Origin of the sequence: Dietzia sp. DQ11-44 (assembly GCF_014145205.1) — a bacterium.
GTDB lineage: Bacteria > Actinomycetota > Actinomycetes > Mycobacteriales > Mycobacteriaceae > Dietzia > Dietzia natronolimnaea.
On sequence record NZ_JAALEC010000051.1, the window covers coordinates 1 to 6,919 of the forward strand.

Sequence of the window (6,919 nt, forward strand, 5' to 3'; positions counted from 1 at the left end):
GCGGCCGCGGTCGCGGTCTGCTCGTTGATGGGCGGTGCGTGCTGGGCTCACCGGCGCGCCGGTGACGGCTGGACTGCCACAGTCCCCGCCGTCGTCGTCGGCGTCGGCGCCGCGCACTCCGCCACGCGAACACTGGAACTGGCAGGGACCCGATGAGCCGACGCAATGCACCCGTTCTCATCGTCGGTGCCGGACCGACAGGTCTCGCCGCGGCGGCGATGCTCGCCGACCTCGGGGTGCCGTCGATCCTCCTCGAGCGGTGGGACGCGATCTACCCGCAACCGCGTGCCGTGCACCTCGACGACGAGGTGTACCGGATCATCGCGCGAATCGGGCTCGGGCCGAGGTTCGCGGAGATCTCCCGCCCTGCCCTGGGCCTGCGTCTGGTGACCTCGTCGTTGCAGGTCATCGCCGAGTTCCCCCGCGATCCGGGCATGGGCGTGAACGGCTTTCCGGCCGCGTCCATGTTCGATCAGCCCCGACTCGAGGAACTCCTCCGTAGCGCCGTCGCCCACCGCGCGGACCTCATCACCTTCCGCTCCGGGGTCGAGGTGAGCGGTATCGATCAATCCGATTCGGGGGTCACGGTCTCGGCGACCGACCGCGACACGGGTGAGCCGATCACGTTCCGGGGAAGCTACCTGCTCGGCTGCGACGGCGCCGGCAGCATCACCCGCTCGGCGATCTCGTCCGAGTGGCGAGATCTGGGGTTCAGCCAGCGGTGGCTCGTCATCGACGTCGAGACGTCGGCCGACCTACGCCAGTGGGACGGCGTGGCACAGGTGTGCGACACCCACCGAGCGGCCACCTACATGCGCGTCGGCGACACCCGTTACCGCTGGGAGTTCCAACTACTCGACGACGAGACGGCCGAGGACTACGCCCACATCGACGCGGTTGTGCCGCTGCTACAGCCGTGGCTTGAGGGTGTCGACGCGCCAGACCTGAGATTGTTTCGTTCTGCCGAATACACCTTTCGGGCACGAGTCGCCCAACGCTGGCGTGATCGCCGGGTCTTCCTGCTCGGCGACGCCGCGCATCTGACGCCTCCGTTCATCGGCCAGGGAATGGGCGCGGGTCTGCGTGATGCCGCGAACCTCAGCTGGAAGCTCGCCGCCGTCCTGCGGGGCGGAGCACCGTCGTCGACCCTCGAATCCTATGAGCAGGAGCGCATCCCGCACTGCACCGGTCTCATCCGTCTCGCGACGATGACAGGTGCCGCAATGACCGGCGGTGGTCACGGCGGCGATGTACTCCGCCGCGCACTCGCACCCGTGCTCGCGGGGGTGCCGGGTCTGTCGGCGAGACTGACCGACAGCACGACCCCCGCACTCCGGCCGTCCTGCTACGTCAGACGCGGGGTGGTGGGCTCCGGGATTCCGCGATGGGTGACGGCCCCGAGCGCAGCCAGCCTTGCCGGGCAGCTCGCGCCGAACGCCGTGGTGACCCCCGATGGTCGCCGCCTCGACGACTACCCAGGCTTCCGGATCGTTGCCGTGATCAGGGCTACTCCCGAGCAGGAGTTCGAAATCAGGCGTCGTAGAGGTACTAGCGTCGTCGTGGCGCTCGACAGCCCACTCGGACAATGGTTGCACGCCCACCACGCACGAGCGGCAGTCGTGCGCCCGGATGCGACGGTGATGGCGGCGGGCCGCTCGGTCGCAGAGGTGTACACCCTGCTCCCGAGCCTCGCGGTCGGCGGGGACGCACCATGACCGATACCACCGTGCAGTCGTTCTCCCGGTAGCACCCGGGGCCCGGCGGGCTCGTCGTAGCTGGGAGAAGTGATCGCGTTCATTCTGGCCGCGGGGTCAGGACCGGTTGTCGCGCCGGTCGCATGGTGGGCAAGTCAATAGAGTGTGATGCGATGATGCGCGCACGACCCGATCTCACCCCGACCTTCTCTCCGCATTCCGGAGGGGCCCCACCTCGCTGGGTGTGGGGCTTGAGCGGGCGCCGGGTCGTGATTGCCGCACTTCTGGGAGTCACGTTGGGCCTCGGTGCGTCCGCATCGAACGCCTGGCCTTCTGCGCTGACCTACGTGCTGAACGCCGGTTGGGCATGGGCGGGGGTGATGGTTGCCGGAGGGATATGCGCCCGCACGCCGCTGGGCGGAATGGTGACGGCCCTGGTCGCCGCATTCTTTGCCAACACCACCTACTACTTAGGAGATTCGTGGTGGGCTGGCGCCTCTCGGCCCGGAGTCGTGGTCGAACGTGATTCGTTCGTGTCCGCAGTGCCAGAAGCTGGCTACTGGATACTCGTGGCGCTCGTGCTCGCCCCTGCACTAGGCGCGGTTGGCGCGTTCCAGCGCCGACCAGGCCTGAACCTCCCTGGATCTGTCGGAGGGTTCCGATCTAACAAGGAAGACTGGAACCCATGGCAGCACCACGAAAGTTCGACGCCGAGACCCGTGAGCGCGCGGTCCGGATGTACCACGAGCACCTGGCCGATGCGCAGTGCTCCAAGCTCGCCGCCCGCAAGCACGTCGGGTCGCTATTGAGCGTGAAGCCCGAGACCCTGCGGAACTGGATCGAGGCCGAGTCGGGCGCCGCGCCAGCGCAAGCGTCGGCCGATTCAGCGGAGGTAAAGCGACTCAAGCGGGAGAACGCCGAACTGCGGCGGGCGAACGAGATCCTCAAGACCGCCTCGGCGTTTTTCGCAGCGGCGGAGCTCGACCGCCGACTTACCTAATCGTTGACTACATCGACGGGGGGTGTCAAGTTTTCTGTGTAAGGGGCCGGTCAGTTAGCCCTTCTGCCTGGTGGTCAGAGTGGGAGTCGGTTGGGGAATTGCACGGCGAAGGCGTTCAGGGCTTGGTGCCATCCTCGGGTGCCTGTGCCTAGCTCGCCGCCGCGGGTGGTTTCGATGTTGCGGATGCCGAGATAGACCAGCTTGATCGCCGCCTCAGCCGAGGGGAACGAGCCCCTGGTCTTGGTGATCTTTCGGAGTTGATAGTTGATCGACTCGATCTGGTTCGTCGTGTAGATGACCTTGCGGATCTCGGGGGTGAACGCCAGGAACGGAGTGAAGTCCTCCCAGGCATTGCGCCACGCCATCACCGCCGCTGGCGCCTTGGTGCCCCAGGTCTCGGCGAAGGCCTCCATCGCCAGCTCGGCCGCCTCGATGGTGGCCGCAGTGTAGATCGGCTTCATGTCCCTGGCCATGCTCTTGCGGTCGGCGTAGGAGGCGTACTTCATGGCCGAGCGCAGGAGATGCACCACGCAGGTCTGCACCACGGTCTCGGGGTAGACGCTGTTGACCGCGGCCGGCAACCCGGTCAGTCCGTCGCAGCACAAGATCAGGATGTCCTTGGCTCCGCGATTGCGGATCTCGGTCAGCACGTCTGCCCAGAACTTGGCCCCCTCGGTGGCGCCGAGCCACAGGCCCAGCACCTGCTTGCGGCCCTCCAGATCGACCCCTACGGCCACGTGACAGGCTTTGTTAGCCACGACCCCGCCGTCGCGGATCTTCAGCCAGATCGCGTCGATGTAGACGATCGGGTACACCGTCTCCAGCGGCCTGGACTGCCAGAGTGCAATCTCGTCGGCAACCACGTCGGTGACCCTGGAGATAGTCGCGGCGGAGACCGTGGAGCCGTAGATCTCCTCCATATGTGAGCTGATGTCCCTAGTGGTCATTCCACGGGCGTAGAGGGACAGGATCATGTCCTCGACCTTGCCGACCCGGCGGGCGCGTTTGGGGACGATGACCGGCTCGAACGAGCTATTGCGGTCCCGCGGCACGGTGAGCTGCACGGGGGCCTGGAGGGTCTGCACGGACTTGGTGGTCTTGCCGTTGCGGGAGTTGCCGCTCCCGTGCCCGGCGGGGTCGCCGGATTCATAGCCCAGGTGGTCGCTGAGCTCGACCTCCATGGCCCGCTCCAGCACGGCCTTGGTCATCCGTGTCAACAACTCCTCGACGCCGTGACGGCCCTCGCCCAGCTCCTCGGCGGCGGTCACCAGGGCATCGATCTGATCGGCGTTCAGCACCCCAGCAAGAGGGTTCTGCGCATCAGCTACTTCAGTCATTCGGTCGATCCTTCCGGAGGTGAAACCCGTAGGTCACACCTCGGTACGAGACCGGACCCTTACACACTCAATGAAACACCCTACATCGACGCTCACAAGGTGCGATTCGGGGTCGAGCAGATCTGCCGCGTGCTCACCGAGCACGGCATGACGATCTCCCCGAGCACCTACTACGCCCGCTCGGCTGCGCCGTCCACTGCTGCCGAGCTGGCCGATGCGTACGCCGCGCACGAGGTGTTCTGCTTGTTCCACGACCAGCGGGGCCTGTACGGGGTGCTCAAGCTGTGGCACAGCCTGCGGCGGCGGGGTCGCGATGTCGGCCGCGACCAGGTCGCTCGACTGATGCGCATCTGCGGCATTGCTGGGATCGTGCGAGGTAAGCGGCGCACGGTCACGACCGAGTCGGATCCCTCGGCGGATCGGCATCCCGATCTGATCGACCGTCAGTGGAACGCTCCAACGCGTCCGGACCAGTGGTGGGTAGCGGACTTTACATATGTATGGACGTTGGCCGGCTTCTGCTACGTCTCTTTCGTCGTTGACGTCTACTCCCGCCGAATACTCGGCTGGCGAGCGTCGATGACCAGACGATCCGACCTGGTCCTATCGGCGCTCGAGCAAGCGATTCACACCCGGCGACGGGGTTCGTTCGAGTTCACCTCGACCGGGCTCGTACATCACAGCGACGCCGGCACCCAGTACGTCTCCCTGGCCCTGACCGATGCACTCCGAGATGCCGGGATGCAGGGGTCGATCGGCAGCGTCGGCGATGCCCTGGACAACGCCCTCATGGAGTCCACGATCGGGCTCTACAAGACCGAACTGATCGACTTGGAAACCACCCGCAGGTGGACTGGCCGCAACGAGGTCGAACGCGAGACCGCGGACTGGGTGAAGTGGTTCAACGACGAGCGACTGCACTCGGCGGTCGACTATCGGCCACCCATTGAATATGAGGAGATGTACCGTTCCAACCAGGCGTCCGAACCTCAGGCCGCCTGATTCAGCAAGACCCTCCGACGGAGCCAGTGCGGTTCACCCGGTCAAAGCGCGGTCGATGCCCAAGGTGCTGCACTCGTTCGGGCGGGCCGATCAGGTCGACGAGGCAGGCCTGCGGCGACTGGTGTCCTCGGTGCGCCGGTACCTGGGCGAATCGGACTCAGCTGGCGGGTCGGTGTTGGAACCGACCCGGTCCCGCCCCGCTGGCGGTGCGCTGCTGCTGGATGGGCTGTGGCGACAGTTGGGTCTGGATACGGTGATCACCACCGCCGCGCAGTCCGGCCGGGGTCGCAAACGCGACCTGGCGGCGCTGGAGTGGACCGTGTTCGCACTGGTGGCCTCCCGCGCGTTGGCCCCGTCGTCGAAGCTGGCCGCCGCCGAGTGGGCGGGCCACGATGTGGCCATCCCGGGCCTGGCCGAGGCCGTAGGCGAGGTGGACGAGGATGCCTGCTACCGGGCGATGGATTGGCTGCACCAGGCCGAGCAGGGTTTCGAGCGTGCGGTGCTCGACCAGGTCGCGGACCTGTTGAACCTGGAGGTGGACCTGCTATTCTTCGACACCACCTCCACCTACTTCGAGACCGACGCCGACGCCCCGGTCGACCGGGACCAGGCCGGATGGCCCACCGGAGACGAGCAGGAAGGCCATGGCGGTGACGGCAATGGTGGCGTGGGATTTCGCACGCACGGCAAGTCGAAGGATCATCGTGATGACCTGCCGCAGATCGTGATCGGGATGGCCGTGACCCGCACCGGGATCCCGATCCGGGTGTGGTGCTGGCCCGGCAACACCTCCGACTCAGCCTTGATCCGCCAGGTTCGCACCGAACTGCGGGACTGGTCACTGTCACGGGTGATCTACGCCGCCGACCGCGGATTCACCTCGCAGGCGAACCGGCGCGAGCTCATGCGCGGCGGGGACGGCTACATCCTCGGCGAGAAGCTGCGCTCGAACTCACCCGAGGCCCGAGCCGCCCTGTCTCGGCCGGGCAAGTACCGGCAGGTGCGCGAGAACCTGCACGTCAAAGAGGTCAACATCGCCGCGGTCACCGGAGCATCAGACCGGTTCGTGGTCTGCTTCAATCCCGAACAAGCCCAGCGCGATGCCCACACCCGGACCGAGATGCTCGCCAAGCTGACCGCGCTGATCAACGGCACCGACACGCAGTCCTCGACCAAGCGGGCCGAACTCAAGGGCCGGATCTCCACGATGCCCGGACTGAACCGCTACCTACGCACCACCAGCTCGGGGCTGGTGCGCATCGATGCCGCGAAGATCAAGACCGAGGCGAACCTGGACGGCAAGTACCTGCTGCGCACCTGCGACCCGCACCTGTCGGCCGAGGACATCGCCCTGGGCTACAAGCAGCTTCTCGAAGTCGAACGCGGCTGGCGGGAGATGAAATCGAGGCTGGATCTGCGGTCGGTGTTCCACCACCGCGAAGACCGCATCCGCTCCCACGTCACACTGTGCTGGCTCGCACTGCTGATGATCCGCCTGCTGGAGAACCGCACCGGCCACACCTGGGCCCACATCCGACGTCAGACCCAGCGCATCCACCAAGTCACCCTCGCCGGCACCGACGGGACCGCCGAACACCTGACCCGACCCACCACCGAACAGAACCTGCTGTTCACCACCGCCGGACTCACCCCACCCAAACGCCTGACCGGCCTGACCCCCGCCGCCTGACCAGCTGCTACCCGGCCCGCTAGATACACGCCCCACACCAGCGGAAACCCGCATCACCCCAGCTCAACACGCCTAAACACGTCTCTAGACGCAATCAATTCTGCGGAACCCAGGCTGAACAGGGGAAACTGTGACTTGTCTAGAGTTCCAGGGGCGCGGAGAAGAACGATTCGGCCATCGCGTTGTCCCAGCACAC

At 66.3% G+C, this 6,919-nt stretch carries 3 protein-coding genes and 2 pseudogenes; 4 read left to right on the forward strand and 1 reads right to left on the reverse strand.

Going from position 1 to position 6,919, the window contains the following annotated elements:
• Positions 1-152 precede the first annotated feature (152 nt).
• Positions 153-1,715: a bifunctional 3-(3-hydroxy-phenyl)propionate/3-hydroxycinnamic acid hydroxylase gene (locus G6018_RS01560; protein ID WP_182638536.1), complete on the forward strand. Its 1,563-nt coding sequence runs from the start codon at positions 153-155 to the stop codon at positions 1,713-1,715.
• A 664-nt stretch (positions 1,716-2,379) separates the two neighbouring features.
• Positions 2,380-2,711, forward strand: a pseudogene (locus tag G6018_RS01565) (transposase); the annotation flags it as partial.
• Positions 2,712-2,768: 57 nt separating this feature from the next.
• Here the strand turns inward: G6018_RS01565 and G6018_RS01570 are convergent.
• On the reverse strand, positions 2,769-4,031 hold the full coding sequence (locus G6018_RS01570; RefSeq protein WP_182638538.1) for an IS256 family transposase: 1,263 nt from the start codon (positions 4,029-4,031) through the stop codon (positions 2,769-2,771).
• Between the two features lie 81 nt (positions 4,032-4,112).
• Between G6018_RS01570 and G6018_RS01575 the strand changes: the two are divergent.
• Together G6018_RS01575 and G6018_RS01580 are read left to right on the forward strand one after the other, a co-directional pair.
• Positions 4,113-5,033 (forward strand): annotated as a pseudogene (locus tag G6018_RS01575) (IS3 family transposase); the annotation flags it as partial.
• Between the two features lie 55 nt (positions 5,034-5,088).
• Positions 5,089-6,723, forward strand: a complete 1,635-nt coding sequence (locus G6018_RS01580) for an IS1634 family transposase (RefSeq protein ID WP_182638540.1) — start codon at positions 5,089-5,091, stop codon at positions 6,721-6,723.
• Positions 6,724-6,919 lie beyond the last annotated feature (196 nt).

Excerpts from the sequence above, each read along its gene's own strand:
- G6018_RS01560 (WP_182638536.1), top strand. The coding sequence starts at position 153 with ATGAGCCGACGCAATGCACCCGTTCTCATCGTCGGTGCCGGACCGACA.
- G6018_RS01570 (WP_182638538.1), bottom strand. The coding sequence starts at position 4,031 with ATGACTGAAGTAGCTGATGCGCAGAACCCTCTTGCTGGGGTGCTGAAC.
- G6018_RS01580 (WP_182638540.1), top strand. The coding sequence starts at position 5,089 with ATGCCCAAGGTGCTGCACTCGTTCGGGCGGGCCGATCAGGTCGACGAG.